The sequence below is a fragment of the Streptomyces sp. BK79 genome, from assembly GCF_044142145.1.
Taxonomy (GTDB): domain Bacteria; phylum Actinomycetota; class Actinomycetes; order Streptomycetales; family Streptomycetaceae; genus Streptomyces.
Map to the genome: position 1 here is coordinate 152,358 of NZ_JBHVOC010000023.1, position 25,361 is coordinate 177,718.

Here is a 25,361-nt window from a genome sequence, read left to right on the forward strand (position 1 = left end):
ACCTCGCGGCGTGGGCCGGGGGGGCGGCGGGGCCTGTTCAGGCCTCCTCGGCCCCGCGGTCGGCCGCGGGCGGACAGGCCGCCGCCGTGATCGGCACGTGGGCGCCGCCCCGTCCTTCGCCGTCAAGCAGCCGTCCCATGCGTTTGGCGGTGTGCAAGGTGATGCCGCGCTCGCTGATGCGCAGTTCCGGGTGGCGGCGCAGGATGCGCTCCTCCAGGGCCGCGCAGTCACCGGGTGACCGCAGCCACACCGACAGCAGCAGGTTGTCGCGGCCCGTGACGGACGCGCACAGCCGGGTCTCCGGCAGCCCGGCCAACGCCTTGGCGACGGCGTCCGCACCGGGACCGGGCGCCGCGATCCGGAAGGTCGCGATGACGGGCCAGCCCGCCAGCCTCTGGGTCAGGTCGCACCGGAAGTAGACCTCGCCGCCCGTGATCATCCGCCGCAGCCGCCGGCGGACCGTCGTCTCGCTGAGTCCGCACTCACGTGCCAGTTCCGCGTGGCCGCGACGGGCGTCGGCGCCGAGGGCGACCAGGAGCCTGCGATCGCTCTCGTGAGGACCCGTGCCCGGCCTCGGGCGGCCGTGACCGTCACCGCGCAGATCCGCGCGCTGCCGCTCGTTGAGCGTGTGCACCAGCCATCCGCTGCCCTCCCGGTGGACCGCTGTGCAGATACTCAGCCGTACCGCACGCACCGCGCTCAGGCCGCCCAGCCTGCGGCTCACGAAGTGGTCGAGGGAGCGCAGGTCGCGGCCGGCGACTCCCAGGAACAACTGGTACTCCCCCGTGGTGCGCTCCAGGCTGAACACCGGCCCCCAGGAGCGCAGTCGCGCGGTCAGGGACTCCGACGCCGCCGCCTCGCAGGCGACGTCCACATAAGCGACCACCGAGGTGTGCCGCGCGGGATAGGCCGTGATCCAGGCCGCACCGCCGTCGGAGAGGCGACGCCATCGGCGGGCCGCGGTGGTGGCGTCGATGCCGATGACCGCGGCTATCCGGGACCAGGGTGCCCGCGGATCCAACTGGAGGGCCTCGACCAGCGCCAGGTCCGTCTCGCTCAGTTCGGTGATGTCGTGGGCGAGGCCGGTGGAGGCGGGCGTGGCGGCCGGCGGGAGGGCGGTGTCGGTGGGCTGCACGCCCTCATCCTGACAGCGCCGGAGAGCAGTGTGGCGGCTTTCCGGCAGCACACGGTGTCGGATGCCGGATTCCTGCGTTGTGGAGGCGCTGAACGGCGGACGGTGCAGGGTGTGCGCCAAGCGTCGGCTCGCCAGCGGGAGGACACCCGTGCACCGAACCACCCGTACCACCGCAGTCCTGCTCTTCGTCGCCTGGGCCGTGGACTACATAGACCGACAGGTCATCAACCTGGCCCTGCCGTCGATCGGTGTCGCCTTCGGCCTGTCGCACGGCGAGCGGGGCATGATCCTTTCCGCGTTCTTCGTCACGTACGCGCTGACGCAGATTCCCGCCGGTCTGATCGCGGGCCGTTTCGGCGGGGTCCGGGTGATGTGCGCGGCCCTCGCCCTGTGGTCGTTGTTCACCGGGCTCACCGCCCTCGCCTGGTCCTTCGCCGCTCTGCTCGTCTTCCGCTGCCTGTTCGGAGTGGCCCAGGGGCTGTTCCCGGCGGCCGCCCTGGAGGCGCTCAGCCGCCGCAGCGTTCCCGAGCAGCGGCTCACGGCCAACGGCTGGGTGCAGAGTTCCAACGCGGTCGGTGGTCTGCTGGCCGCCGTGCTCGGCGGACTGCTGCTGGCGCACTGGGACTGGCGCGTGATGTTCGTCGCCGTCTCCGTACTGGGACTCGCAGTGATGGTCGCGATCCGGCGCTGGATGCCCGCCCCGCTACCGGCGGAACGGACCGGTCCCGTCCTGCGGCGTGGCGGCAAGGGCGCCACCGCCCTGCTGCGGTCCCCGGTCATCTGGGGCTTCGCCGTCATGTTCTTCGCGTACGACACCGTGGTCTGGGGCCTCAACAGCTGGAGCGCCTCCTACCTGATCGAGGAACGTGGCCTGCGGGTGAGCGATGCCGGGCTCGTGTCCCTGGCGCCGACGCTCTGCGCGGCGGTCGCCGCCGTCGTCGGCGGACGGCTGTCCGACCGGTTCGAGGGCCGGCCCCGTCGCATCGTCGTCCCGGCCATGTCCGCCGCCGCCGCTCTGCTGGTCGTCCTCCCGCTCACCACGTCACTGGGCGGGTTCGTGGTGGTGGGCACCCTCATCAGCGCGGTGATCGGCCTGTGCTACATGCCCTGCTTCTCGGTGCCCCTGCGCAGTCTTCCCCCGGGCCTGGCGGGCGCCGCGTCGGGCGTCATCCTCTTCGGCGGGCAGCTCTCCGGGATCGTGGTGCCCACCCTGTTCGGCCACGTGGTCGACGTCTGGTCCTACCGCGTCGCCTTCTGGTCGCTGGCCCTCGGTCCCGTCCTGGCGATCACCGCCGTGCTCTGCCTCCCCCAGACCTCCCACCATTTCCTGGCGCGTCTTCGCGCCGTCGTCGGCGACATCCGTACGAAGGAGGACGACAGCGATGCGTCCACAGCCTCCCCCTCCGCCTGACACCGGCCTCACCACCGGCCTGGCGGCCCACCTCCCGCACTGGGAGGACGTCTACCGCGAGCTGCACGCCCATCCCGAACTCGCCTTCGAGGAACACCGCACCGCGGCCGCCGTCGTGCACGAACTGTCCGGTCTCGCGGGCTGGGACGTGACCGGACAGGTGGGCGGCACCGGCGTGGTGGCCGTGCTGCGCAACGGCGCCGGGCCGGTGGTGTGGCTCAGGGCGGACATGGACGCCCTGCCCGTGCGCGAGGCGACCGGTCTGCCCTACGCCTCCTGCGAGGCCGGCGTCATGCACGCCTGCGGTCACGACGTCCACGTGGCGGCCCTGCTCGGCGCCTGCGCGCAGCTGGCCGCGCATCCCGGGACCTGGCGAGGGACCGTGGTGGCCGTCTTCCAGCCCGCGGAGGAGGTGGGCCGCGGGGCACAGGCGATGCTCGACGACGGTGTCCTCGACCGGTTCCCCCGCCCCGAGGTGGTCCTCGGCCAGCATGTGGGCCCGCTGCCCGCGGGGCTGGTGATCACCCGGCCGGGCACCCTCATGGCCGCGGCGGACAGCGTCCGCGTGACCCTGCACGGTGCGGGCGCCCACGCCTCCACGCCCCACCTCGCCGTCGATCCCGTGGTGATGGCGGCCGCCGTGATCATGCGGCTGCAGACCCTCTCCGCGCGGTTCGCGCCGCTGGCTCCGTCGCCCCTCCTGACGGTCGGCGCCGTACACGCCGGTACCGTCCCGAACGTCATCCCGCACACGGCGGAACTGCTCTGCAGCCTCAGGACCTTCGACGAGCAGACCCGCGAGGAGGCGCTCGCCGGCCTGGGACGCGTCGTGCGCGCGGAGGCGCGGGCACAGGACGCCCCCGCGCCGCCGGACATCGAGACATACGATTCCTTCCCCCTGACGGTCAACGACGCGGACGCCACCGAGCGCGTCCTGAAGGCACTGGAGTCCGCGGGCACGCTGGGACACGTCCTGCCCGCCCCGCTCTCGGCCAGCGAGGACTTCGGCCGCTTCGGGACGGCCGCCGGCTGCCCTTCGGTCCTCTACCACTTCGGCGGCGCCGACCCCGCCGACTTCGACGCCGAGGCCGTTGCCGCCCTGGAACGCGGAGCGCTCCCGCCGGGCACGGTCATGAACCACTCCCCGCGCTACGCGCCCTCCGCACCCCACGCCGTGGCCGCCGGGGCCCGCCATCTCCTCACCGCCGCCGGGGCGTGGCTGAGTGCGCCCGCGACCGGCGACTCTCCTGAAAGGACCTCCCCATGACGCACTGGAAGCCCGTCCTCTTCGCCGTCGCTCTCGCCCTGTCCACGTCCGCGCCCGCCACCGCGGCGCCGACCATCGGTCCGGGACGCGACACGCCGTCGGCACCCGCCGTCCCCGACTGCGCCTGGCATCCGCTGGGCTACCGCTCGTCCAACGTGGCGTACCCGGACACCAACTCCCAGTACTGGCTGCTGCGCTACACGGTGCGGGAGGGTCTCACCATCGAGATCGACGGCCGTTACCCCGACGCCCGCTACGCCTCGTTCGCCTCCTACGACGCCTCCCGCGACAGCTTCACCGGGCCCGACGGCTCCCCCTCCGTCCTGACCGACCACCGGATCGTTCCCGACCGGGGCAGTCACAACCCGTACCGGGAGCACAGCCGTCCCGGGGGCAAGTTCACGGTGTCGGTCACCGACCGTGCCGCCGGCCGTCGCAACACCCTGCCGCTCTCCCCCGCCGGAACACCGGAGGGCGCCGAGGGGACGGTGATCTACCGCGTCTACCTGCCGCACGGCGAGATCCGGCTGCCGAAGGTCACCTTTCTCCATGACGGCCACCGGGTACCTGTCGCGACCTGCGACGACGCCCTGACCGCCGGCCCTTCGACGTCCGTTCCGGACACCGCGCGGGATGCTGCCGGGACCGGCCCCGGGGCGGTGCCGCCCTCCCCCACCGCCGGCGAACCGGCCCGCCCGGCCTTCGCCCGGCTGGGCGGCTCCGGGCTGTACCCGAATCCCGACAACGCGTACGTGGCCACCGGCTTCGACGCCCCGCCTGCGGGACAGGTCCTGGTCGTACGCGGCAAGGCTCCCACGGGGACCTCCGGCGACCGGGCACGGCCCTGGCCCGACCCGAACGCCCAGGTTCGGTACTGGTCGATGTGCGACAACCTGTGGTGGGGTCCCGGCGAGGTCGTCGCCAACCCCATGCCCGACGGCACGGTGGACACGGGCTGCCGCACGGACTCCGACACCCGTCTCGCCGCAGACGGCACGTACACGTACGTCGTCGGCAGGGAGGAGCAGCGGACGACCGTCGAGAGCGTTCCGGGCGTCACCTTCCTGCCGCTGTCCGCGGCGACACCGGACGACAAGCACCTGCTGATCCTCCGCAACATGCTGGCCGACCCGGACTTCGCCGAGGCGATCCAGCACGTTCCCGTCGGCAGCGGCCCGGCCGGCACCGCCGAGGTGATGGGCGACCACTACCCGAGGGCGGCCTACTGCGACCTCGCCTCACTGACCGCCTCCGGTCCGCAAGCCTGTCCGGTCGTCTGACGACGAGCGGCCACCGGCCGGACAACGCGGCCTCCCGCGTGTACCGGGCGTCCACGGCCCTCCGCTTCCCTCTCGGGGAGATATGCCTGCACCCACCACCCGACGTGTCTGGAACGTCGGGCGGTGGGGTGCGTGAATCGTGGCGTAGGGCCACAGGTCGCTGCCGCAGACGCAGGAGGCGGTGATGCGGACCAGGGCGTCGGTGGGGTGCTTGATGACGGGGTCGGGGACGTTCTCGACGCGGACGTCACCGGCGCCGTACATGAGGGTCGCGCGCATGAGTGGTACTCCGTCTTTTCAGGTGGTGCGTGAGGGGGTGGGGGTGTGGATCAGTCGCCGGTGGCGAGCAGGACCTTGCCGATGGTCTTGCGGTCGTCCAGCAGGCGGTGTGCCTCGGCGGCGTCGGCCGGGAAGGGCTGGGAGATGCGGGGCGTCAGCCAACCGTGCCCGATGCCTTCCCTCACCGCGCCGATGATGGCCCGGATGTTGTCCTTCGGTGCCGCCGAAGGGGAAGGGTTGAGCGACTTCCGGCCGGGCGTCCGGCTGGAAGCCGGTGCCGCCGTCGTGGTGCACACCCACACCCCTGCCCGTCCGCGCAGTCGCCGTCCCCAGAATTCGCGGGCAGGCCCGGCCGCCGCACGGTCCAGGTGGCGGCCGGCCCGTGTCGTAGGCCCAGGCCGTCGACGTGGACAACCACCGGTATGTGAGGGGGACGCGGATATCGCACCGCTGGGGCAGACGTGTCCGGGTGCTCCGGCTGCGCGCCGACCGAAACAATCAGTTCGTGGAAGACATGCACGTGCGTACTCCGATCGCGGCCGACGGCCGGCTCGACGCGGCTGCCAGGCACCCTGGCCTCAGTGACCCCCGCTACCTGGGACGGCGTCGGGCCATCGCCTCGCTGGCCCGCGGGCACCGGGTCGGTGACCCCTCACCACCAGTGGACTACACCGAGGCCGAGCAGCGGACCTGGCGGACCGTCCACCAGCGGCTGTGGGACACCCACCGTGAACATGCCTGCCGTGCCGCCCTCGACGCCCGTGAACAGGCGCCCGTTCCCGCGGACCACATCCCGCAGCATGCCGAGGTCGGGCTGCACCTGCGGAGGTTGACGGGCTTCGACTTCACCCTCGCGGGCGGTGTGGTCGCCAACAAGAGGTTCCTGGGGTCCATGGCCGACGGCTACTTCCACGCCGTGCAATTCGTCCGCCACCCTGACGTACCGATGTTCACCCCCGAACCGGACATCATCCACGACGTCTTCGGTCACGGGATCCACCTGGCCTCGCCGGCCTTCGCCGACATCTACCGGCTGATCGGGGACGCGGCGAAGCGCGTCGAAAGCGAGGACGTCCTCCAGATGATCAGCGACGTGTACTGGTTCACCCTGGAGTACGGAATTCTCGACGAAGGCGGGACACCCAAGGCATACGGGGCGGCCCTGCTCTCCTCATCCGCGGAGATCTGCCGCCTGCGGCAGGCTCGGGTCCGACCGCTGGACATCCGCGCGATGCTGGCCACCGACTACGACATCTCCGGGTACCAGCCAGTGCTCTTCAGCGCCCGCAGCCTGGACGAGGTCACCGACACGCTGGGCGGCTTCCTGACGGCGCTCGACGACGAGAGCGCACCGCGCTACGGACGGGCGGCGGAGTCCTGAGACGGCCTCGAGTGGTTCTCCGCCACGTTCAACGCGAACTTCCACCACCCAGCTCAACACAGAGACAGGAGTCAGACAGGCCGCAGTCCCCATCAAGCTGTCCGCCCGCTGGGCGGCGGTGCCGACGCCGCACGATGCGGTCGGTGTCGTGTGGGGTTGCCGAGTCAGGGGGCCGGGTCGAACCAGAGGGGGTTGGTGCCGTCGCAGGTGTAGTCGACGGTGATCTCCTCTCCCGGCGCGATGGCGCGCACAGCGTGGATGTCCACGGTGAGGGCGTCGGTGTTCTTGCGGTACCGCGTTGGGGTGAGGCGAGTGGTTGTAGAGGCTGCCGTAGCCCATGGCGATGGCGGCTTGGCCGCCGGGCCAGTTGAAGTAGTAGTCGTACAGGGACGTGTCGTCGACCAGGTGGCGCTGTGAGGCGGGTACCAGGATGACGGGGCAGGACTCGATGGTCTCGCCTGTTGTGATGGCTCGAGTGGTGAAGACGCCTCGGCCGTGGACCGCGGAAGCGTCGACCCGGAGGTGGCCGGGGCCGTTCGTCGCGGCGTCCGAGACGTTCACGGGCGCACCGCCCGGTACCAGCAGTCGGGCTCACCCATTATGCCGAGATCTCCCGCCTGGTCGATGCGGTCACGGTGGTAGCCGGACCAGTCGGCGACGGGACCGGCGTTGGCCAGCCGAAGCGGATGCGCCCCTTCAGTGCCGTTCTGGCCGGTCCAGGTCGCTTCCACGGCTCGCCGGCCCTGGCCGTTGCCGCTGCCGTCTTCGAAGGTGACCCGCCCCGCGCGGGCCTCTTCCCGCACGTCGGCCCCCTGGGTGCGCGCGTGCTCCAGCAGCAGCTGGTCGAACTGGGAACGGATGACCTGGAAGCTGTAGGCCGCCGGCCTGTCCGGTTCATCGAAGCCCAGCGACCACTCCTGACCGCCCCAGCCGTAGAACGCCCCCGTCTTGCGGACGAAACCGTGCGCCTCGACTGCCTCACGCGCGCCGAGCACGTCCAGCACGGGCAGCAGGGACGGCAGCAGCGACTCTCCGATGTGGTAGCGCGGGAACCGTTCCCGTTCCAGCACCCGCACCTGGTGGTCCTGGCGGGCCAGGAGGGCCGCGGCGGTCGCGCCCGCCGGACCGCCTCCGACCACCAGCACGTCGGTCTCTTCGCGCACGCCGGGCTCCTCAACCGTCGACGAACACCGTTTGCCCACCTCAGCCGAGCACTGTCTGACACAGTGTCATCACTATGAGCAGTGAACCCCACGGCGAGCCAGCCCCGACAGATGCCCTCACGCCAGTCCGCCCCCTGGGATCAGGCCACACTCAGGTCCCGCTGACCGTGGGCATCGAAGAAGAGCTCCTCCTGATCGATCCGGCCACACGCGCACTCAGTCCCCAGGGGCCCCAGCTGGTGGTCGAGGCAGCTGGCGAACTCGGTGACAGGGCAGGCACCGAGCTGACCCGCTACCAGGTCGAACTGCGCACCGACCCGCACACCTGCCTGAAGGAAGCGGCCGGCCAGATCCGTTCCACGAGAGCGGCGGCCGCCCGCGCCGCCGCCCGCCTCGGACTGCGCATCGCCTCCACCGGCACCCCTGTACTCGGCCTGACGGTCCCTGTCCCGCTCACCCCGGGCGCCCGCTACGCCCACAGCGCGGCCCACTTCCGCGCTCTGGACGACGAGCAGACCGTGTGCGCCTGCCACATCCACGTCGGCCTGCCCGACCCCCGCGATGCCGTGTACGTCAGCAACCACCTGCGCCCCTGGCTGCCGGCCCTGACCGCCCTGAGCGCGAACTCCCCGTTCTGGGACGGCCGGGACACCGGCTACGCGAGTTGGCGCACCACCACCTGGGGGCGCTGGCCCGTCGCCGGCCCGCCCCCCTACTTCGAATCCCCCGCCCACTTCGACGACCTCGTCGACACCCTCATCGAAACCGAGACGCTCATCGACCGCGGCGGCCTGTACTGGGACATCCGCCCCTCCCACCACCTGCCCACCATCGAGATCCGCGTCGCCGACGCCGCCCTGAGCCCCGACGACACCCTGATGCACGCCGCCGCCGTCCGCGCCCTGACCGCCACCGCTCTCAGCGCCGTGCACGCGAAGGAACCGGCCCCACGCCCGGCACCGGAGATCCTGCGCGCAGCCTGCTGGCGCGCAGCCCGCGACGGGCTGGCCGGCCATGGCATCGACCCACTCACCGGCCGCCTGGTAGCCCAGACCACGCTGGTCGAGCACCTGCTGCACGCCATCACACCGGCTTTGCGGCACAGCGGCGACCTCGATCTGGTACTCGAGCACTGGCAGCGCCTGCGCACCGTAGGAACCGGCGCAGACCGCCAACGCGCCGCCCACCGCCCACGCTCCAGCGCACACGACGTCGTCGACTACCTCATCTCCGCCACCTGTGCCCTGTAGGAACCGCGGATACGCATCGAAGGCCGGCCGCGGCGTGGAAATGGACAGAGCTTCGCCGCCCGGCACGTCGTCGACAAGCTCGTCCCAAGGCCCGAGTCCCGGTCTCATCCCGCGCTGCTGGCCGGGTCCTTCAGGCTGCTCCGGGGGGGTGGGTCCAGGCGTGGGCGCGGGCTGCCTCGTGGAAGGCGGTGGCGGACTCGGCGTCGGGTGCGGTGGACCGAACGAGGATGTGGCCGGAGTCGGGTGTTCGGGTGAAGAACTACCGGCACTCGACCAACCACCAGGTGGTCATCGACGCCGATACCCGCCCGGTCGTGGTGGTCGGCCGGCCGCTGCCGGGCAACCGCAACGACTGCCGGGCCTGGGCTGAGTCCGGCGCCGAGGCCGCCGTCGGGAAGGCCGCCATGCTCGGCATCGCCCGGCCGCACAACCTCGCCCTCACGGGATGACTCCCGCTCCATACGCTCAGTCGATACAGAACTCGTTGCCCTCGATGTCCAGCATCGGAATGCACGAATCATTGCCGTCATACAGCGTTCGCACGTGTACCGCGCCGAGCGGGACCAACCGTGCGCATTCGGCCTCAAGTGCGGCGAGCCGCTCTTTTCCCACCAGCCCGGTGCCGACGCGCACATCAAGATGCACCCGGTTCTTGGCGGCCTTCCCCTCGGGGACGCGCTGGAAGTACAGCCGCGGGCCCACACCTGAGGGATCAATGCAGGCGAACCAAGAATCCCGCTGCTCAGGCGGCTGCGAGCGCCTGTAATCATCCCAAGTGGCAAAATCCTCCGGTGGCGGCGGTACGACATACCCCAACACCTCGCACCAGAAACGAGCGAGACGCTCAGGTTCCGCACAGTCAAAGGTGACCTGGAACTTCTTGATCGCGGACATCGACGCACCGTACCAAGGGGACTTGGGATTCTGCCGTTCACTTCCTCCGAGGATCTGCCCGCAACCCCACCAGGAGCAGGGCCATCTCGTGCTGGTCACCGCCGTCGCCTGAGCCCACGGCCGCATCCCCGCTGCGGCGCGCGTCGCAGTCGGCCGGACCCGCCGGCCGCCACCCCGCCGGTCCGGCCTTCTCCCGCCGGACATCACGCTGTCCCCGCCCCCAGGGGCGGGTTCCTCGCCGGTGGGTCTGTCGTGCCGGGTGGCGGCCCCGGCGGCCGGTCACCGGCGTCCCAGTCCGCGACGCCACCGCGCCGGGTCGATCCGGCCCTCGTACAGGGGCAGCTCAAGGGGCCGCCGATCGTCCGCGAAGGGATCCCAGACACGGGTGAGCCCCGCCGTGCCGTGTGCGCGGACCCGGCGGGTCTCGGCGAGGTCGAGGACGTCCGTCACGACGATCTCCGGTTCCGAGCCCGACGCTGCGCGGATCCGGCCTTCGGGGTCCACCACGACACTGCGGCCCGTCCCGTCCGGCGGCGCGGCGTTCACGCTGGCCATGAAGACCTGGTTGACGATCGCGTTCGCCCGGGCGAGGACGAGTTCCTGGGCACGATCGACGGTGGGGGTGCGTACGAGGTTCAGCACGAGGTCGGCGCCCTGCCACGCCAGGTGCCGGGTGGTCTCCGGGAACCAGGCGTCGTAGCAGATCGACAGCCCCACGCGTCCGTGGCCCTCCAGGTCGAGGACGACGAAGCGGTCGCCGGCCGCCGTGGTCTCGTAGGGGCGCCACGGGAAGATCTTGCGGTACTCACCGACCCGCCGTCCGTCGGGCGCGTACACCGGCGCCGTGTTGTAGATCCGCCCGTCGTCGCCGCGTTCGTAGACGCTTCCGGGGACGAGCCACAGCCCGAGTTCGCGGGCCAGACCGGCCAGCATCGTGCCTCTGGGGCCGTCCAGCTCCTGTGCCGCGGCGCGCATGACCCGCTCGGGATCCTCGTCCGGCCGGTGCCCGCACAGATGCAGTTCGGGGAACACGAACAACCGCACGGCGGGGTGGGCACGGGCGAGGCGGCGCATCTGCCCGGCGAACAGGTCGAGTCCGTCGTCGGCGTGGTGGAAGGCCGCCGTCTGCACCAGGCCGAGCGGGAGGGGGGCGGGCATAGGGAAGGGCACCTTCCGCGTTCGGTGGCGTACGGACCAAGGGGGGTGCGCAGCAGCGAATCATCCGGCCACGCGCGGGACAAGCCCGGCCTCTCCTGTGGCATCCACAGGAGAAACCTGTGGCCCGCGTTCCCCGGAGAGCCGTCGCCCTATTAGGGTTCCGGCATGCCCGTCACCCGGCCCTGCTCCGTTCCGTCCGTCTCCTTCCGGGAAGGGCGGTCGGCATGACCCTCAACCAGCTCAGGGCGTTCGTCGAGGCCGAGCGGCTGGGGTCGTTCACCGCCGCGGCCAAGGCCATGGACATCGCCCAGGCCTCGGCCTCCGAGCTGGTGCGCCGCCTGGAGGCGGAGCTGGACACGGAGCTGTTCGTCCGGGGCAGCCGCACCCTCACCCTCACGACCGCCGGCCAGGAGCTGCTGCCGTACGCGCAGGAGGCGCTGGAGGCCGCGGACAGCGGGATCCGCGCCGTGCACTCGCTGGGCTCCCTGGGCGGCGGTACCGCGACGTTCGGAGTGCTCCGGAACGCCGACTACTACCTGCTGGCCGACCTCGTGCAGATGTTCCACGCCCGTTACCCCGAGGTCCGGGTCCGGCTCGTCGGACAGAACTCCGCGGAGACCGCCGCCGCCGTGGCCGCCGGACGCATCGAGGCCGGGCTCGTCGTCCTCCCGGTCGACGACGAGGGACTCGCGGTCACGCCGCTGCTGCGCGACGAGGTGTTCTACGTCAGCGCCGACCCGGAGCGCACGCGCACACCGGTGACCATCGAGGCGTTCTCGCGCGCCCCCCTGGTGCTGTACGACGCCCACTACGGCTGGCAGGACCCGACGCGGCGCCAGCTCGCGGAGCGCGCCCAGCTGGCCGGCGTACGGATCGATCCGCTCATCGAACTGGAGCACGTCGAGGCGGCCGTGAAGCTGGCCGCCGTCGGCGTCGGGGACACGATCGCCAGCCGCGCGGTCGTCAGCGGCCCGTCGTTCCCGCCGGGGCTGCACACCGCGTCGTTCGCCGAGCCGTTGTACGACACGATCGCGCTGGTCCGCCGCCGGGGCCGGCCCCTGTCGCGTGCCACCCGGGAGCTGGCGCGGCTGGCCGAGGACACCTTGCGGGAGCTGCGCCAGAACCTGTCGGTGTGACCGGCACCAGAAGACAGGTGGAGAGGCGGGAGGGGACAGGCGCAACAGGCACAGGGAAACCCTGTGGTTCGCCCTGGACTTGCCCCTCTAGTCCTGTGGCTGCGGCGCGCTTAGCGTTCCCGGCATGCAGATCACGCACGAAGAAGCACAGGCCCTCCCCCCTCTCCAGTGGCTGAAGAAGCCCGCCGTCGACGGTCCCCCCGCCCAGCGCGACCCCAAGGTCGTCGAGCGGGTCTCGCAGATGCTGCGGGAGATCGAGCGCAAGGGCATGGACGCGGTCCGCGCCTACGCCCAGGAACTCGACGGCTGGTCCGGCGACCTGGAGATCGGCGAGGCCGAGCTGAAGAAGTCCGGGGACGCGCTGCCTCCGGACGTCCGTACCGCGCTGGAGATGGGGTACGAGCGCACGCACCGGTTCGCCGCCGCGCAACGCGAGCACCTGACCGACTTCGAGATCGAGCTGGCCCCCGGGGTGAACTGCGGCCAGCGCTACGTCCCCGTCTCCCGTGTCGGCGCGTACCTGCCGGCGGGCCGCTTCCCGCTGCTGGCCAGCGCCTTCATGACCGTCAACGTCGCGAAGACGGCCGGTGTGCCGACGGTCGTGGCGTGCACGCCGCCGTCCGGCGAGCACGGCGCCCATCCCGCCGTCCTGTACGGCGCCCACCTGTCCCGGGCCGACCGGGTGTTCGCCGTCGGCGGTGTCCAGGCGCTGGGCGCGATGGCCTTCGGTCTGCTCGGTGAGGCACCGGTGGACATGCTGGTCGGCGCAGGCAACGCCTTCGTCACGGAAGCCAAGCGGCAGTTGTTCGGGCGGGTCGGCATCGACCTGCTCGCGGGCCCGTCGGAGGTGGCGGTGATCGCCGACGACAGCGCCGACCCCGTGTGGGTGGCGGCCGACCTGCTCGGCCAGGCCGAGCACGGCCCCAATTCGCCCGCCGCGCTCATCACCACGTCCGAGGCGATGGGCCGCGCGGTCGCCGCCGAGATCGAGAGCCAGCTGGAGACGCTGACGACGCGGGACATCGCGGGGCCCGCCTGGCGTGACTTCGGCTCCGTGATCGTCGTCCGGGACCGGGACGACGCGGTCGCCGTCGCCGACGTCCTGGGCCCCGAGCACCTGGAGGTGCACACCGAGGACGACGACTTCTACCTGCGCAACCTCACCAACTACGGTTCGCTGTTCATCGGTCCGTGGTCCACCGTGGCGTACTCCGACAAGGGGATCGCCGGCACGAACCACGTGCTGCCGACCGGCAAGACCGCCCGGTACAACGCGGGTCTGTCGGTCTCGCGCTTCCTCAAGCCGCTCACCTACCAGCGGGCGACCGTGGAGGGCACGGCCGCGCTGGCGCCCGCCGTGGAGCGCATCTCCGCCTTCGAGGGCCTGGCCGCCCACGGGGCCACCGCCACGGTGCGCATCGACCGGGTCGGCCGTACGTCCCCGGCGTTCGACTCCGTCCCCGCGCCGCTGCGCGAGCGGCTCTGACCCACCGCCGTCACGGCACCGGCCGAGCGGGCGGGCGGGCAGGACGGCAGGTCACCCGGAGCGTCCACGGCACACGGCGCGGGCGCTCCGGGTGCCGTGGAGGGCTGACCCGCCATTCCTGCGGGCGCCGTGGACGGCGGGCCCGCCACTCCTCCCGCGGGCGCACCCCTCCGCCGGGCGTCGCGGACGGCGGGCGCACCCCTCCTCCGGGCTCCCCCTCCTCCGGGTGTCGCGGACGGCACGGTCCGCCCCTCCTCCGGCCGGCTTCCGCTCCCCTCCCCTCTCCCCCGAGGTCTTCCATGCACCAGCGTTCTTCACCCGCGCCCCCGTCGGGCGCTCACGGCACCGCCCTCACCCAGGGGCTCAAGGGCCGCCAGATCACCATGATCTCCATCGGCGGCGTGATCGGGGCCGGACTGTTCGTCGGTTCCTCCACCGCCGTCGCGGCGGCCGGACCCGCCGTGCTGATCTCCTTCCTCCTGGCGGCCGCCCTCGTCGTCCTGGTCATGCAGATGCTCGGGGAGATGGCGGTCGCGCACCCCGACACCGGCTCGTTCTCCACGTACGCCGACCGTGCCCTGGGCCGCTGGGCGGGGTTCTCCATCGGCTGGCTGTACTGGTGGTTCTACATCCTCGTCATCCCCATCGAGGCGATCGCCGCCGGTGAGGTCCTCGGCGGCCTCTTCGCGCTGCCCAGCTGGATACCGGCCCTGGTGCTGATCGCCGTGCTGGCCGGCAGCAACCTCCTCGCCGTGCGCAACTACGGCGAGTTCGAGTACTGGTTCGCGCTGCTCAAGGTCGTCGCGATCGTGGCGTTCCTCGTCCTCGGTGTGCTCGCCGTGCTCGGGCTGCTGCCGGGGTCCGACGCCCACGGCGTCAGCCATCTGTGGAGCGAGGGCGGGTTCGCGCCGAAGGGCGGCATGGCCGTGCTCGCCGGGCTGCTCACGGCGATGTTCAGTTTCCAGGGGAGCGAGATCGTCACCATCGCCGCCGCGGAGTCCGAGGAGCCGAGGAAGAACATCAAGAAGGCCGTGCGCGCCGTCGTCTGGCGGCTCGGTCTCTTCTACATCGGTTCGATCTTCTTCGTCGTCGCCCTCGTGCCGTGGAACTCCGACGCGCTCGCCGACGGCTCCTACCAGGCGGTGCTCGACCGCATGAACATCCCCGGCGCCGGACGCATCATGGACGTCGTCCTCGTCGTCGCCGTCAGCAGCTGCCTGAACTCGGCGATCTACACCGCCTCCCGCATGGCCTTCTCACTGGCCCGGCGCGGCGACGCCCCGGCGGCCTTCGCCGTCACGTCCGCGTCGGGCGTGCCACGGACGGCGGTCCTCGCCTCCACGGTCATCGGAGTCGCCGCCGTGATCGCCAACTACCTGTTGCCGAAGGTGTTCACCTACCTCATCGCGTCCAGCGGGGCGATCGCCCTGATGATGTACCTGGTCATCGCGCTCACCCAGTACGCGACCCGGCGCGGGCAGCCCCGGCCGTCCGAGGTGCGGATGTGGGGGTTCCCCTACCTGACCCTGGCGACGATCGCCTTCATCGCGGGCGTCCTGGTCCTCATGGCGGTCCTGCCCGGGCACCGGCTCGAACTGTGGCTGTCGCTCGGACTCGCCGCCGTGCTCGTCGGGGTCGGGGTGGTCCGGCAGCGGCGGTCCGGTACCCGGCCGCCGGCGGGGCTCCCCGCCGCGGCCGGGACGCCCGCCCCGGCCGACACCGTACGGCGCTGAGGGCTCACGCCGGCGGCCCGTGCGTCCCCCGCGGCACGAACTCGGTCGGCAGGACCAGGCGTTCGCCGGCCGCGTCCGCCTCGCCGGCGATGCGGCGCACCAGCAGGCGCGCCGCCTGACGGGCCAGCTCCGGCAGGTCGTGGCGGACCGTGGTGAGGCGGAGCACCTCCCAGGAGGCCATGGGCAGGTCGTCGAAGCCGACGACGGTGAGGTCCTCGGGAACGCGCAGGCCGGCGGCGCGGGCGGCGTTGAGGACACCGACCGCGACCACGTCGTTGCCGCAGAACACGGCGGTGGGCCGCTCGGCCGCCTCCAGCAGCCGGGGCAGGGCCCGGTATCCGGTGTCGTACTCGAACGGGCCCCGGACGACCCGGTCCTCGGGCAGGCCGATGCCCTCGTCGGCGAGGGCCAGGCGGAAGCCGAGTTCCCGTTCGCGGCCCGTGGTGGTGTTGGCGGCGCCGAAGACGCCGGCGATGCGACGGTGTCCGAGGGCCGCGAGCTGCCGGGCCACGAGGCGGCCGCCGCCCTCGTTGTCGACGACGGAGGCGTAGTCGCCGGCCCTGCCGGTGTCGCGGTTGAGGAACACGTACGGGATGTCGCGGCGGTCCAGCTGGGCCGGGAGGCGGGAGTCGGTGGTGGCCGTCGCGAGGACCACGCCGTCGAGCGACTGGTCCAGGAGGTTCTCCTCGGCGACCGCCTCGTCGGAGCGCTCGGTGAGGAGCATCATCCGGTAGCCCAGGGTCTCCAGTTCGTCGTGCAGGGGCGCGACGACATGGGGGTAGAACGGGTTCGTCAGGTCGGTCACGATGACGCCGATCCGCCGTGTGGAGCGGGTGGACAGGGACCGGCCCACTTCGCTCGGCACGTAGTTCAGGGCGCGTGCCGCCTGTCTGACCTTCTCCTTCGTCGCCGGCGACACCCGGGGGTCGTCCCGCAGGGCGCGGGACACCGTCGGCTGGGAGACGCCCGCCAGCCTCGCCACGTCATGACTCGTGATCGTCGTCATCGCCCCTCTTCCGTCGCCGCCCGCAGTGCCGGCCCGGCCCGGCGCTCTCCGTCCCAGGATACGTATGTATCAGGTGGATGGCCGTGCGGGTCGCACCCGTGGCCGCAATACCCCACTCCGGAGAGGCGTTCCGGCAATCGCGGCGCACCTCTTGACATTGCGCGAGGCGCGCCCTGTCATGGATGTACATACGTATTCATTGCCCGGCCGGGGTACTGACCCCGCGCTGTTCACGGGACGCCCCCAAGCCCAAGGAGCCCTCATGCCCGATGCCGTCGTGTCCCCCGCCGAAATGGAGCGGCGCACCATCCGCCGCAGCGACTTCGTCTCCTGCAACCAGGCCTTCATCGACTGCCGTACGCCGGGCTCGGACCGCAAGGAGAACTACGCGATGATCGGCCCGGGGGTGTCGCAGGCGGCCGGCCAGGTCGTCAACCTGCGTCTGCCGCACGGGTACAACATCGGCGCCGCGGCCATGCCCCACGGCATCACCAACAACCTGCACCTGCACTACACGGCCGAGGTGTTCGTCTGCACCGACGGCGAGTACCTGCTGCGCTGGGGCGCCGACGGCACCGAGGGCGAGCTGCCGCTGCGCGCCGGTGACATCGTGTCCGTCCCGACCTGGATCTTCCGCGGGTTCACCAACACCGGCCCGGACGACGGCTGGCTGTTCACCGTGCTGGGCATGGACGACACCGGCGGCATCATCTGGGGTCCGTCCGTGCTGCGCGAGGCCGAAGGACACGGTCTGTACCTGACCGCCGACAACCAGCTCGTCGACACCATCGCCGGGGACGAGGTCCCCGAGGGCACGGAACTGGTGCAGCCGATGGCACAGGAGCACATCGACCGGCTGCGCCGCTACAGCCCCGAGGAGATGAGGCGCCGGGTCGCGGAGACGGACGATCTCGTCTGGTCCGAGCACCCGTTCCTCGACAGCTCGCTGCCCGGCGCGGGTGCCCGCCTGAGCTGTGTCATCGGGTACGGCATGACCGAGGACCCGCACCAGGAGCCGCGGATCTTCAACCCGCACGGCCACAACCTCGCCTGGCTGCGCGCGGACCCGGGCCAGGGTGTCTCCACGCACCGCCAGCACGAGACCCAGACCCTCATCGTCAAGGACGGCCTGTGGGAGATCACCCTCAACCGCACGGACCCGGTCTCGGTGCGCCTGGGCCCGCGCGACATGCTCTCCGTGCCGCAAGACGCCTGGCGGACCCTGCGCAACGTCGGCGACGACCGGGGCGACCTGCTCGTGGTCAACTCCGGCGACGGCCGGGTCCGTCTGGAATGGGACGAGGAGGTCGTCAAGGCCGCCGCCGACGCCGGCCTGGGCATCGACCACAACGGGTACGTGGCCCCGTACGCGCTGCTGCCCCGCTCCGCGCGCCGCTGATGCCCGGCCCCTCCCCCGCCCCGGCGGACGGCGCCCCTCCCGACGGGCCGCTGCCGCTGGTCGCCGTCCCCGGCATGCTGTGCGACGCGAGCCTGTGGTCGGACGTCGGCTTCCCCAACGGGCACCCGGTGCACCACGTCGCCCTCACCGAGCCGTCCGTCGGGGAGCTGGCCGACTCCGTGCTGGCCGCGACGACCGGCCGGTTCGTGCTGGTCGGGCTCAGCCTCGGAGCCATCGTCGGGTTCGAGGTACTGCGCCGGGCCCCCGAACGCGTCGCCGGGCTGTGTCTCGTCTCCACCAACGCGGGGGCGCCGCGCCCCGAGCAGTACGCGGCCTGGCGCGCGCTGGACGAGCTGGCCGGCGACGGCCGGTTCGACGCCGTGGTCGAGCGGACCCTGCCCGGCATGTTCGCCCGGGACCCGGCGCCGGTCCGCCTCGCGGAGCGCTACCGCCGCATGGCCCGCTCGGTCGGCGCGCAGGCCGCACGCGCCCAGCTCGCCGCGCAGGCCAGGCGCCGGGACGCCTTCGCCGCCCTGCGCGCCGCCCGCTGCCCCACGGCCGTGGTGCACGGCACGCGGGACGCCCTGTGCCCGCCCGGCTTCCACCGGGCCATCGCGGACGCCGTACCGGGAGCGCGGTTGTACGAGGTGCCGGACGCCGGGCACCTGCTGCCGTGGGAGCGGGCGGACGTGCTCACGCAGGCGCTCGCCGGCCTCCTGACCGAGGCGCAGACCCGCCACCGTCTCGCGCGGGCGGGCAGCACCCCGGGCGCCTCACCCACGTAACCGCTTCCCCGGCTTCGTCCTCTCCCGCCTCCTCCCGCCTCCTCGCCCCTTCCGCCCTTCCCCTTCGCCAGACCCGACACGAAAGAGCCGCCATGCCCCGACACCTGAAGTCCCCCGTCCCCGCGGGCCAGGTCCGTGCCGCCCGCGCGGACGTCGCCGAGCGCGTCGCCGCGATCCTCGACGACATCCGTGAGCGCGGCGACGAGGCCGTCCGCCAGTACTCGGAGAAGTTCGACGGCTGGAGCCCCGAGTCGTTCCGGCTGTCCCAGGACGACATCGCCCGGATCGTGTCCGGCGTGCCCGCGACCGTCCTGGACGACATCCGCTTCGTACAGGAACAGGTACGGACGTTCGCGCGGGCGCAGCGCGACTCGATGACCGACATCGAGATCGAGACGCTGCCCGGCGTGCGCCTCGGGCACCGGCATGTGCCGGTCTCCGGCGCGGGCGCGTACGTCCCCGGGGGCCGTTACCCGCTCACCGCCTCCGCCCACATGACGATCGTGACGGCCAAGGTGGCCGGCGTCTCCCGGGTGGCCGCGTGCACCCCGCCGATCCGGGGCGAGATCCCGGCCGCGACCGTCGCCGCCATGCACCTCGCGGGTGCCGACGAGATCTACCTGCTCGGCGGGGTGCAGGCCGTCGCGGCGCTCGCCGTCGGCACGGAGACCATCGGCCGGGTCCCGATGATCGCGGGTCCGGGCAACGCCTATGTCGCCGAGGCCAAGCGCCAGCTGTTCGGCGAGGTCGGCATCGACCTGTTCGCCGGGCCCACCGAGATCCTCGTCGTCGCCGACGAGCACGCGGACCCGTTCGTGGTGGCCGTGGACCTGCTCTCGCAGGCCGAGCACGGGCCCGACTCCCCCGCCGTGCTGGTCACCACCTCCGAGGACCTGGGCCGCGAGGTCCAGAGGCACGTCGAACGCCTCCTGCCCACCATGCCAACCAGGGACTTCGCCGGCCCGGCCTGGCGGGACCACGGGGAGATCGTCGTCGTCGACTCGCTCGACGAGGCGTTCGCGGTCGCCGACTCCTACGCCAGTGAGCACGTCGAGGTCCTCACCGAGAACCCGCGCCGGGCGCTGGAACGGATGCGGGACTACGGGGCGCTGTTCCTCGGTGAGGGCACGTGCGTGTCGTACGGGGACAAGGTCATCGGCACCAACCACGTCCTGCCCACCCGTGGCGCGGCCCGCTACACGGGCGGTCTGTGGGTCGGCAAGTACCTCAAGACGGTGACGTACCAGGAGGTCACCGAGACGTCCTCGTCCGCGCTCCTCGGCGAGGTGTGCGGGCGCGCGGCGCGCGTCGAGCTGTTCGAAGGGCACGCGCGCTCGGGCGACGTGCGCGCGGCCAAGTACGCCGGCGCCGCTCTGCCGTGGAACGAGGAGGCGGGCGCGTGACCGGCACGACGGCCCCGCTCGCCGGCCGCACCGCGCTGGTGAGCGGCGGCGGCAACGGCCTGGGCAGCGCCATCGCCCGGTCCCTGCTGTCCGAGGGCGCCCGCGTGGTGATCACCGGACGCACCGGGCAGACCCTCGAGGAGACGGCGGCGCGGCTCGGCCCGGGCGTCACCCACCGGGTCTGCGACGTCTCCCGGCCCGGCGACGTGGACGCGCTCGCCGAACGGCTCGCGGACGAGGAGATCTCCATCCTGGTCAACAACGCCGGAATCGCGGGGCCCGTCGCGCCGCTGACGGACGTCACCCCCGAGGAGTGGGACGAGGTCTTCGCCGTGAACGTGCGCGGCATGTACCTCATGTGCCGCGCCTTCCTTCCCCCGATGACCCGGCGCGGGGCCGGCGACGTCATCAACGTCGCCTCCGTGTCCGGCAAGCGGCCGCTGCTGCGGCGTACGCCGTACTGCGCGTCGAAGATGGCGGTCATCGGGCTCACGACGACGCTCGCCGGTGAGGTCGGACCGCTCGGCGTGACGGTCAACTCCCTTTCTCCCGGGCCTGTTTCGGGCCCTCGTATGGAACGCAACTTCCGGCTGGAGGCGGAGCGCACGGGCGTCAGTCACGCCGAGGCTGAGGCCGCGTTCGTGTCGCGGGCGGCGCTCGGACGGATGATCACCGAGGAGGAGGTCGGCTCCGCCGTGACCGCGATGCTGCGGATGCCGGGGCTGTGCGGGGCCGACATCGATCTGTCGGCCGGGATGGTGGCCCGATGACGGCACGTGTACATCCCCCGACGGCGCACCCGCCCCGGCGCCCGTCGCTGAAGGGGCGGCTCGCGGCCGGGGAGCCGCTGTACGGGGCCCTGCTGCGGCTGCCGTCGGAGACCCTGGTGGAGATGGCCGGGGTGGCGGGGCTCGACTACGTCGTCCTGGACTGCGAGCACGGGCCGGCCGACATGACCGCCCTCCAGCACCATCTGACCGCCGCGGCGGCGCAGGGCGTCGAGGTCCTGGTGCGCGTCGGCACCGCCGAACCGGCCCTGGCCCTGCGCTGTCTGGACCTCGGGGCGGCGGGCATCATCCATCCCCACGTCGACAGCGCCGAGGACGCCCGGCGGGCCGTCGCGGCGGACCACTACCCCCCGCTGGGGCAGCGCGGTTTCGCCACGTACAGCAGAGCGGGCCGCTTCGGGACCGTGACGGCTCGGGAGCATCTGGCGGCGGGCGAGGACATCCTGGTCGTCGCGATGATCGAGACCGAACGGGCCTGTGCCGCGGCCGGGGAGATCGCCGCGACGCCGGGCGTGGACGCCGTTCTGGTGGGCCCGTCGGACCTCGCGGCGGACTGCGGTTTCCCAGGGCAGGAGGTCATCGACGGCCTCACCCGCAGCGCTCAGGGCTCCACGCGGGAGGCCGGGCGCGCCGTGATGGCGATCGTGCCGTCGACGGCGGCGGCACGTGCCGCGGTGGAGGCAGGGGCCCAGCTCGTCCTGTTCAACATGGCGGCGGTCCTCATGGACACCTTCCGCTCCCTCGTGCCACCGGCGGCCAGCTCCGCGGCACCTGGGGAATCAACCGTTCCGGCCACCCCGCACACCCCTTGACGCCACCGCGGACGCTCCTTAACGTTCACCGCAGTTCATCGAGTTCATACGTATGCACATTCATTCGTCCGCGCGATCGGAGAAGCCATGTCCGCTGCAGCGCCACCCACCGCCGCCGTCGGTGTCCCAGAGGACGCCGCGCAGAAGCGGAAGGCGATACGCCGCGCCATCGGCGCAGGAAGCATCGGTAACTTCGTAGAACAGTTCGACTACGGCCTCTACGGCTACATGGCCCCGATCATGGCCCCGGTCTTCTTCCCCGAGACCGACAAGAGCGTAGCGGTCATCAGCACGTACGCCATCGTCGCCATCTCCTGCCTGTTCCGTCCCCTCGGCGGCACGCTGGTCGGCCGCTGGGGCGACCGGGTGGGCCGCAAGAAGGCGCTGCTCTACACCATCGTCTTCATGGGCGTGACGACCGCGCTGATCGGGCTCCTGCCCACCTACCACGCGGTCGGCATCCTCGCCCCGCTGCTGCTCCTGGTGCTGCGCGTCGTGCAGGGCATGGTCTCGGGCGGCGAGTACGTGGGCGCGGTCGCGTTCGTGGTGGAGTGGGCGGAGCCGAACCGCCGCGCCTACTACACCTCGTTCGCGTCCAACAGCTGCTTCCTCGGCATCCTCGCGGGGGCCGGCACCGCGGCGCTGACCAGCTGGCTCGTCCAGGGCCCCGCCCTGGAGTCGTGGGGCTGGCGGGTGCCCTTCATCCTGGCCCTGCCCCTGAGCCTGGTCGGGATGTGGCTGCGCCGGCACATCGCGGAGTCGCCGGAGTTCATCCGCGCGACCGAGAACGGCGCCGACGTGGTGAAGGCTCCGATCCGCGAGGCGCTGCGCTCGCAGTGGCGGCCGATCCTCGTCTTCTGCGGCGCCTCGATCATGCTGGCGATCCTGTCCTACACCTGGGTCACCTTCTATCCGGAGTACCTGACCGGCACGCTCGGTCTGCCCCGCTGGATGGGACTGGCCTCCAACGCGATCTCCGTGGCGGTCCTCATCCCGTTGCTGCCGCTGGCCGGCATCCTCTCCGACCGCATCGGCCGCAAGCCGATGCTGATCGCCGGGGCCGTCGCGTGCCTGGTCCTGGTCCCCCTGGCGTTCCGGGTCGGTGAGGCCGGCACGTTCGGCGCCGCCGTCGCGAGCCAGCTCATCTACATCGTCCCGGAGTTCTTCCTCACGGGCATCGTCACGGTCTGCGCGGCCGAGCTCTTCGCCACGCGCACCCGGTTCAGCGCGAGCGCCATCGCCTACAACAGCTCGTTCTCCGTGTTCATGGGGATCACGCCGTTCGTGGCGGCCCTGCTCGTCAACACCTTCGACACCATCTACGCCGTCTACGCCTACCTCGCCGCCGGCGCGCTCCTCGGGCTGGTGGTGGTGACCTGCTTCATGACGGAGACGTACCGCAGCCAGCTGGGGGCCGACAAGTTCGCCCGCTGACCGCCGCACCCACGCTACCCATACGTATACACACCCGCACGAGACAAGGAACCGCCATGCCTCTCGACCCCGTCGCCTACCGGCCCTACGCCGACCCGGACGACTTCATCCGTGAGGTCACCGACCGCATCTGGGTCGCCCGCGACATCGACCACATCGTCGAGAACTACGAGCCGGACTCCATCGTCCACACCAGCCTCGGCACGGTCGTCGGACGCGACGGCGTGATCGAGGGCAGCACGATGCGCATGGCCGCCGTGCCCGGTCACGTCGGGCAGGCGGAGGACGTTGTGTGGGAGGCGCGCGGCGACGACGCGTTCCTCAGCTCGCACCTGGTCTTCTCCACCGACGAGCACCTGGTCGGCGGCCGCCTCGTACCCGTCCGCAAGCGCACCGTGGCCAACTGCCTCTACCGGCGCGGCCGGATGGTCGAGGAGTGGGTCGTCCGCGACGACCTCGCGGACTGTCTCCAGTTGGGACTCGACCCGGACGAGGTGGCCCGCGGGCTGCGCTTCCAGGGGTACACCGGGTCGATGACCGAGGCCGCGCCCAAGGAGGTGCTCCGGGCCGGTGACAGCGGGGAGCGCCCCGACCAGTTCCGTCCCGAGTGCGAGATGGTGCTGGAGTTCATCGAGGACGTGTGGTCGCGGCGGCGCCTGAACAAGGTGCGCGACTACATGGAGCGCGACCTGTTCCTGCACACGATCGGTGACCGCACCGTCATCCGCCCCGAGCGGTACCAGGCCGATCTGCTGGCCATGGTCGGTCCCTTCCCGGACGCCCGGTTCGCCGTCCGTGACGTCCAGGCCAACTACAACGAGCGGTACGCGGGTCTGCGCGTCGCCGTCCTGTGGACCATGCACGGCACCTACCGGGGCACGCCCGCCTTCGGCGCGCTCACCGGCCAGCCGGTGACCGTGCTCGGCGTCTCGCAGTTCCTGATCCAGAACGGACGGATCGTGCGGGAGTACCGCGTGTACGACGAGATCTCGCTGCGCGCCCAGATCAACGCGGGCCGCGGGGACGGCCCGGAGGTCGACGTGAACATCTACTGAGCGGCGGGCGTACATCGGCCCCCGCCTGACAGCAGGGCGGGGCGGTGTGGGCCGCGGCCCCCGCCCGACACCGCCCCGCCCCGCCCCGCCGGACGTAGGTGCGGTACACCTCGGTCAGGAGGACCCCGGATCCGCCGGCGGCGACATGGTCCGGGCCCGTCCGCGCTATCGGGGAGAGTCATGACCAGCAGGTTCACCGAGTTGCCCGTCGACTGCCACGCCCCGCAAAGGCTCGCGGCCTTCTGGTGCGAGGTGCTGGACTTCGAGGTGATCGACCGGAGCGAGGGCAAGGTCGAGATCGGCTCCTGGGCGCCCACCGTCGAGGACGTCCGGGCCCGTCAGACGCCGCCCACCCTGCTGTTCTTCCGGGTGCCCGAGGACAAGTGTGGGGTCTCAGATTCCGTGGCCAGATCTCCCTTCCTACTGAAGTCTCGACGAGCACGGCATCGACGAACCCGTCCAGTGGACCCCGACGCTCAGCTCCGCCGACATGCGCCGCCTACAACTGCCCGGCCCCGACCCGGGCAGCATCACTGCGGCAAGCCCAGCTCCACCGGACCGTACCCGCCGGCGACTTCTCCATCGCCCACGTCGCACAGGCACTCAGCACCACAACAGCTCACGCCATCTACTTGCTGTCACAGCATCCGGTCGACTGGAGCCCGCCCCGCTTCCGACACACCCAGCAGACCGCTATACGCGTCGGCCAGTGGAGAATCTGGTACGAGCAGGACCACCTGTCACTCCAGGACATCGCTGACCGTGAAGGAACGAGCCTGGCCATGGTGCGTATGGCTCTCGTCAAGAACGATGTCCCGCTCCGCCCCGCAGGGTCCTACCCTGGCCGCCTCATGCGGAGGTGACCCACAACCTAGACACCGCACCGGCGCACCGGCGCTCACCCAGCAGCCAGCAGCCCACAGCCCTGCTCACACGAGCTGAACGCGGCACCGCCATGAAACTGACCGTGCGTCCCGTGGACGAGTCCCCGCACGGGGCGGCGCCCCGGCCCTGAGCGACGCGACCGTGCCTGGCCCGGGTGATCGGTCCCGTCGGACCGAAGGAATGGGGCACCTCGCGCACCTGTTGTTCTCTCGTATGAGCGC

General features: G+C 71.8%; 21 protein-coding genes and 4 pseudogenes. 17 read left to right on the forward strand and 8 right to left on the reverse strand.

Going from position 1 to position 25,361, the window contains the following annotated elements; genetic code table 11:
* Positions 1-37: 37 nt before the first annotated feature.
* Complete coding sequence (locus ACFIF2_RS27165; RefSeq protein WP_395575860.1) at positions 38-1,135, reverse strand: Lrp/AsnC family transcriptional regulator; 1,098 nt, start codon at positions 1,133-1,135, stop codon at positions 38-40.
* Between the two features lie 148 nt (positions 1,136-1,283).
* Here ACFIF2_RS27165 and ACFIF2_RS27170 point away from each other — a divergent pair, with 148 nt between their 5' ends.
* Genes ACFIF2_RS27170 through ACFIF2_RS27180 form a run of 3 tightly spaced genes read left to right on the forward strand, consistent with a single transcriptional unit; the run spans position 1,284 to position 5,093 of the window.
* Complete coding sequence (locus tag ACFIF2_RS27170; protein ID WP_395575861.1) at positions 1,284-2,546, forward strand: MFS transporter; 1,263 nt, start codon at positions 1,284-1,286, stop codon at positions 2,544-2,546.
* Complete coding sequence (locus ACFIF2_RS27175) at positions 2,518-3,813, forward strand: amidohydrolase (protein WP_395575862.1); 1,296 nt, start codon at positions 2,518-2,520, stop codon at positions 3,811-3,813. The genes ACFIF2_RS27170 and ACFIF2_RS27175 overlap by 29 nt, the downstream gene beginning before the upstream one ends.
* Positions 3,810-5,093 carry a hypothetical protein gene (locus ACFIF2_RS27180; protein ID WP_395575863.1) on the forward strand — a complete coding sequence of 428 codons (1,284 nt, stop codon included), beginning with the start codon at positions 3,810-3,812 and terminating at the stop codon, positions 5,091-5,093. The genes ACFIF2_RS27175 and ACFIF2_RS27180 overlap by 4 nt, the downstream gene beginning before the upstream one ends.
* A 129-nt stretch (positions 5,094-5,222) precedes the next feature.
* Here the strand turns inward: ACFIF2_RS27180 and ACFIF2_RS27185 are convergent.
* Positions 5,223-5,372: pseudogene (locus ACFIF2_RS27185) on the reverse strand (IMP dehydrogenase); the annotation flags it as partial.
* A 50-nt stretch (positions 5,373-5,422) separates the two neighbouring features.
* Complete coding sequence (locus ACFIF2_RS27190; protein WP_395575864.1) at positions 5,423-5,557, reverse strand: hypothetical protein; 135 nt, start codon at positions 5,555-5,557, stop codon at positions 5,423-5,425.
* Positions 5,558-5,886: 329 nt separating this feature from the next.
* Between ACFIF2_RS27190 and ACFIF2_RS27195 the strand changes: the two genes are divergently transcribed.
* The gene (locus tag ACFIF2_RS27195) at positions 5,887-6,753 is read left to right on the forward strand and encodes a phenylalanine 4-monooxygenase (RefSeq protein WP_395575882.1); all 867 of its coding nucleotides are present in this window, start codon (positions 5,887-5,889) and stop codon (positions 6,751-6,753) included.
* Positions 6,754-7,047: 294 nt separating this feature from the next.
* On the opposite strand, the pseudogene ACFIF2_RS27200 reads toward ACFIF2_RS27195, so the two are convergent.
* A pseudogene (locus ACFIF2_RS27200) lies at positions 7,048-7,314 on the reverse strand (SET domain-containing protein-lysine N-methyltransferase); the annotation flags it as partial.
* Positions 7,311-7,916, reverse strand: a complete 606-nt coding sequence (locus tag ACFIF2_RS27205; protein WP_395575865.1) for an NAD(P)/FAD-dependent oxidoreductase — start codon at positions 7,914-7,916, stop codon at positions 7,311-7,313. The pseudogene ACFIF2_RS27200 and the gene ACFIF2_RS27205, both read right to left, overlap by 4 nt.
* A 167-nt stretch (positions 7,917-8,083) precedes the next feature.
* Between ACFIF2_RS27205 and ACFIF2_RS27210 the strand changes: the two genes are divergently transcribed.
* Together ACFIF2_RS27210 and ACFIF2_RS27215 are read left to right on the forward strand one after the other, a co-directional pair.
* Positions 8,084-9,166 carry a glutamate--cysteine ligase gene (locus ACFIF2_RS27210; RefSeq protein ID WP_395575866.1) on the forward strand — a complete coding sequence of 361 codons (1,083 nt, stop codon included), beginning with the start codon at positions 8,084-8,086 and terminating at the stop codon, positions 9,164-9,166.
* 248 nt (positions 9,167-9,414) lie between these two features.
* Positions 9,415-9,594 (forward strand): annotated as a pseudogene (locus ACFIF2_RS27215) (IS5/IS1182 family transposase); the annotation flags it as partial.
* A 37-nt stretch (positions 9,595-9,631) separates the two neighbouring features.
* Here ACFIF2_RS27215 and ACFIF2_RS27220 read toward each other — a convergent pair.
* Both ACFIF2_RS27220 and ACFIF2_RS27225 read right to left on the reverse strand, forming a co-directional pair.
* On the reverse strand, positions 9,632-10,060 hold the full coding sequence (locus tag ACFIF2_RS27220; protein ID WP_395575867.1) for a VOC family protein: 429 nt from the start codon (positions 10,058-10,060) through the stop codon (positions 9,632-9,634).
* Between the two features lie 279 nt (positions 10,061-10,339).
* Complete coding sequence (locus ACFIF2_RS27225; protein ID WP_395575868.1) at positions 10,340-11,218, reverse strand: carbon-nitrogen hydrolase family protein; 879 nt, start codon at positions 11,216-11,218, stop codon at positions 10,340-10,342.
* A 224-nt stretch (positions 11,219-11,442) separates the two neighbouring features.
* Between ACFIF2_RS27225 and ACFIF2_RS27230 the strand changes: the two genes are divergently transcribed.
* The 3 genes from ACFIF2_RS27230 to ACFIF2_RS27240 all read left to right on the forward strand — a co-directional run bounded on the left by ACFIF2_RS27230 (position 11,443) and on the right by ACFIF2_RS27240 (position 15,573).
* Positions 11,443-12,354, forward strand: coding sequence for a LysR family transcriptional regulator (locus ACFIF2_RS27230; RefSeq protein WP_395575869.1), 912 nt, complete (start codon positions 11,443-11,445; stop codon positions 12,352-12,354).
* Between the two features lie 124 nt (positions 12,355-12,478).
* Positions 12,479-13,840: a histidinol dehydrogenase gene (gene hisD / locus ACFIF2_RS27235; RefSeq protein ID WP_395575870.1), complete on the forward strand. Its 1,362-nt coding sequence runs from the start codon at positions 12,479-12,481 to the stop codon at positions 13,838-13,840.
* Between the two features lie 299 nt (positions 13,841-14,139).
* Positions 14,140-15,573 (forward strand): amino acid permease, encoded by a 1,434-nt coding sequence (locus ACFIF2_RS27240; RefSeq protein ID WP_395575871.1) that lies wholly within the window; start codon positions 14,140-14,142, stop codon positions 15,571-15,573.
* Between the two features lie 4 nt (positions 15,574-15,577).
* On the opposite strand, the gene ACFIF2_RS27245 is transcribed toward ACFIF2_RS27240, so the two are convergent.
* Positions 15,578-16,579, reverse strand: coding sequence for a LacI family DNA-binding transcriptional regulator (locus ACFIF2_RS27245; RefSeq protein ID WP_395575872.1), 1,002 nt, complete (start codon positions 16,577-16,579; stop codon positions 15,578-15,580).
* Positions 16,580-16,841: 262 nt separating this feature from the next.
* Between ACFIF2_RS27245 and ACFIF2_RS27250 the strand changes: the two genes are divergently transcribed.
* The 8 genes and pseudogenes from ACFIF2_RS27250 to ACFIF2_RS27285 form a co-directional block, all read left to right on the forward strand.
* Complete coding sequence (locus ACFIF2_RS27250; protein WP_395575873.1) at positions 16,842-17,978, forward strand: hypothetical protein; 1,137 nt, start codon at positions 16,842-16,844, stop codon at positions 17,976-17,978.
* The gene (locus ACFIF2_RS27255) at positions 17,978-18,763 is read left to right on the forward strand and encodes an alpha/beta fold hydrolase (RefSeq protein ID WP_395575874.1); all 786 of its coding nucleotides are present in this window, start codon (positions 17,978-17,980) and stop codon (positions 18,761-18,763) included. The genes ACFIF2_RS27250 and ACFIF2_RS27255 overlap by 1 nt, the downstream gene beginning before the upstream one ends.
* A gap of 92 nt (positions 18,764-18,855) precedes the next feature.
* Entirely contained in the window at positions 18,856-20,166 is a 1,311-nt protein-coding gene (gene hisD / locus ACFIF2_RS27260) for a histidinol dehydrogenase (protein ID WP_395575875.1), read from the forward strand.
* Complete coding sequence (locus ACFIF2_RS27265; protein WP_127437316.1) at positions 20,163-20,936, forward strand: SDR family NAD(P)-dependent oxidoreductase; 774 nt, start codon at positions 20,163-20,165, stop codon at positions 20,934-20,936. Before hisD (ACFIF2_RS27260) ends, ACFIF2_RS27265 begins: the two co-directional genes overlap by 4 nt.
* Positions 20,933-21,766 (forward strand): HpcH/HpaI aldolase/citrate lyase family protein, encoded by an 834-nt coding sequence (locus ACFIF2_RS27270; protein ID WP_395575876.1) that lies wholly within the window; start codon positions 20,933-20,935, stop codon positions 21,764-21,766. The genes ACFIF2_RS27265 and ACFIF2_RS27270 overlap by 4 nt, the downstream gene beginning before the upstream one ends.
* A gap of 87 nt (positions 21,767-21,853) precedes the next feature.
* Positions 21,854-23,200: an MFS transporter gene (locus ACFIF2_RS27275; RefSeq protein WP_125768492.1), complete on the forward strand. Its 1,347-nt coding sequence runs from the start codon at positions 21,854-21,856 to the stop codon at positions 23,198-23,200.
* A gap of 56 nt (positions 23,201-23,256) precedes the next feature.
* The gene (locus ACFIF2_RS27280; protein ID WP_395575877.1) at positions 23,257-24,255 is read left to right on the forward strand and encodes an ester cyclase; all 999 of its coding nucleotides are present in this window, start codon (positions 23,257-23,259) and stop codon (positions 24,253-24,255) included.
* 180 nt (positions 24,256-24,435) lie between these two features.
* Positions 24,436-24,645: pseudogene (locus ACFIF2_RS27285) on the forward strand (VOC family protein); the annotation flags it as partial.
* Positions 24,646-25,361 lie beyond the last annotated feature (716 nt).